The organism is Acinetobacter sp. GN11, assembly GCF_054823985.1.
Map to the genome: position 1 here is coordinate 573 of NZ_JRVL01000362.1, position 2588 is coordinate 3160.

The window sequence follows — 2588 nt, forward strand, 5'->3', positions numbered from 1 at the left end:
AGAGCTTGTCCACGCCCTTGCTGTCCAGCAGAGAAATTTTGAAAAATAACTCGCATCGCGATTAAGTGAAATAGGCCAAAACTAAAAGCATGCAAACACTGCGCAAAAAGTTGGCCAATAAAGTAATGTGAAAATATTCCAACTAACATCCAACGTATGCTCGTCACTAGCAAGCACACAACGACTAAATTACGCCATGAAAAACGTTGAAAAATCTTTGGAGCAATTGAAAACATAAAAATTTCTGCAAAAACTCCCACAGCCCATAAGAATCCAATTTCAGTCGTACTAAAATTCAAAGATTTCAGAAAATTGCTATAAAAACTATAAAAAGGCGCATGCGAAAAAAGTAAAATAAATTCAATTGTAAAAAATGCAGCTACTGTCGGGCGTTTAAGTACAGGAAGCAAAGGCTCTAAATGTTTTTGTGAGGTTGGTGCGCCATCCGGTTCTCGAATGGTGAAAGACCAAATAAATGCCAATGAAGCAATAATTAATAATAAAATCGGAAGCATCGAAATAGGTACTATTTCTAGAAGTGCACCAATAATGAAGACACCCACAATGAATCCAACAGATCCCCACTTACGAATTTTACCGTAAAGTTTAGCTTTTTGATCACCCAACCAAAATAAAGTAACCCCTTCAAATTGAGCTAAAATAGCATTTTGAAAGAAACTAAAAATAAGCATGAGTAAAGCAATAGATTGAAACGTATTTGGAACTATGAAAATAGCCAACCAGATACATGATTCCATCCAAGTTGCCAATCTTACTAGTAGCATTCGCTTACCAGATTTATCCGCAATCCATCCCCAAACTAAAGGAGCAAAAAAACGCGTTACAATAGCAATTGATGATAAAACACCAATTTCCTGATAATTAAATCCTTGATCTTGAAGGTATAAATTCCAATAAGGCATAAACGTGCCAACAATGGAATAATAAAAGAAGTAGAATCCGCCGAGTCTAGTTTGGATTGTAAGTGGTTGGAACAAGTTATAAACCTTAGTATTTTCAATAGGTTAAAATTCGAGATAGCTATATATCAAAACATCCCAACACCACAATTTTAACACTTTGCTTCCCCATACAAATAACTAATTTATTAATAACCAACTTTCCTCTAAAAGCTTTTTTATTGATAAGAAAGATTAAATAAAGCTAAGAGAACTGTAATTTAATTTGTACAATATGTTAACTTGTGTAAAAATACATTTAATATTCATAAGGTATTTATTCATCAGATGTTTTTTCTTATTTTTTTAATTTGTCTTTTTCTGTTTTTGCTTATTCTAAAACAACATTACCGTTGATTAATTTTTACATCTATCTATTTTTTAAAAGCTTTTATACCATCTTCAAGTTAGAACAATTAAAAATCAAATTTCTAGATATCACTTTTTAGAGCTGAATATTCAAATCAAGCTTAGCTTAAATATCAAACTCCAACAGATCATTAATAAGTGACTGTAACAACTATCGTATCGGAGTAGTTACCAGGAGTCGTTGAAATAGTTGTACCCTGCGGAATTTTTCCATACACGTTTGTACTTTGAGCGTTACCCGAACCTGTTTTGGAAACACCCCCAGAACCTCCAACTGCGGCTACACCACCAGTAGTGTCCCATACCGTACTATAAGTCGAGTCCTGATATAGCTGATAAGGAATGTATTGACTACTACCATTTGTCATACGTCTAAAGCCACCAGCAATACGGTTAATTCCATCACCCAAGTAAATGCTATATGAGGTTCCATTGTTACACGTCGTGTTCACTGCACCTTGCGCTGTGTAATCACGACTAGTCGTACCAATATCATTAATATTGCCAAAATCTACATTTGATGTTGAATCCAATTGGCACAAACTTGGTACAACATAATTAGCAGTTATGGTGGCATTTCCAGAATCCCAGCCTCCACCACTATTTCCTTCACATACAGTGCTAGAGCTCGCTTGCATGTCCCAAAAAAGCTGAACAGTACCCGTATATGTGCCTTTAGGATATGCAAGAAGAGATCCTGTTCGGGCTGGGACTTTTACATTGACCGAGTAACTCACAATATTATTTGAAGCAACCGTTTTTACTGGTCCATACCAAACGTTCGAGGTGTGATTCGTAGTAGAAGAGCCAGCGCCACCTACAGTTGCAGTGACTGTATAAGGTAATGAAACACTGCTATTGGTGTTTGTAATTCCCGTGAATACGGTTTTCATACACATATAAGGTGAAATTTCAGGAGTAGTACGCCCCCCTAGACAGCTAATCGTGCCGGAAAAGCTGATGTTTGCATCACTATTAATGGTGGCAGCCGTATAGGTATACGTACTATTAGTGGTTCCAGTTACCGTACAAGCAGCATGTGCAGAGCTAAAAAAAGCATATAATATAAAAAATAAGACGGGTGCTAAAAGATACTTTATGGCCAATGAAAACTTTTCACTTTTCATCCAAAAACTATGACTCGCAGTAGTTATCGACATACATAAGGCCCCAATTTTTTAGCACTGTATTGCTTATTTTCATACGCAAAATTAACTTGGCATGAGCCATGATCCAGAAGATCGACTTCAAGCTTGTTTT

3 protein-coding genes are annotated in these 2588 nt (G+C 36.1%); all 3 read right to left on the minus strand.

The genetic code is table 11. The features are described 5' to 3' along the window. Positions 1 to 998, minus strand: a 998-nt coding sequence (locus NL42_RS19405; protein ID WP_461313987.1) for an MFS transporter, incomplete at its 3' end; no start/stop codon positions are given. A 461-nt stretch (positions 999 to 1459) separates the two neighbouring features. Then, a complete protein-coding gene (locus NL42_RS19410; RefSeq protein WP_461313988.1) occupies positions 1460 to 2488 on the minus strand; it encodes a Csu type fimbrial protein in 1029 nt (342 codons plus the stop codon). Beyond that, a partial coding sequence (locus tag NL42_RS19415) for a hypothetical protein (RefSeq protein WP_461313989.1) occupies positions 2479 to 2588 on the minus strand: 110 nt, incomplete at its 5' end. The genes NL42_RS19415 and NL42_RS19410, both read right to left, overlap by 10 nt.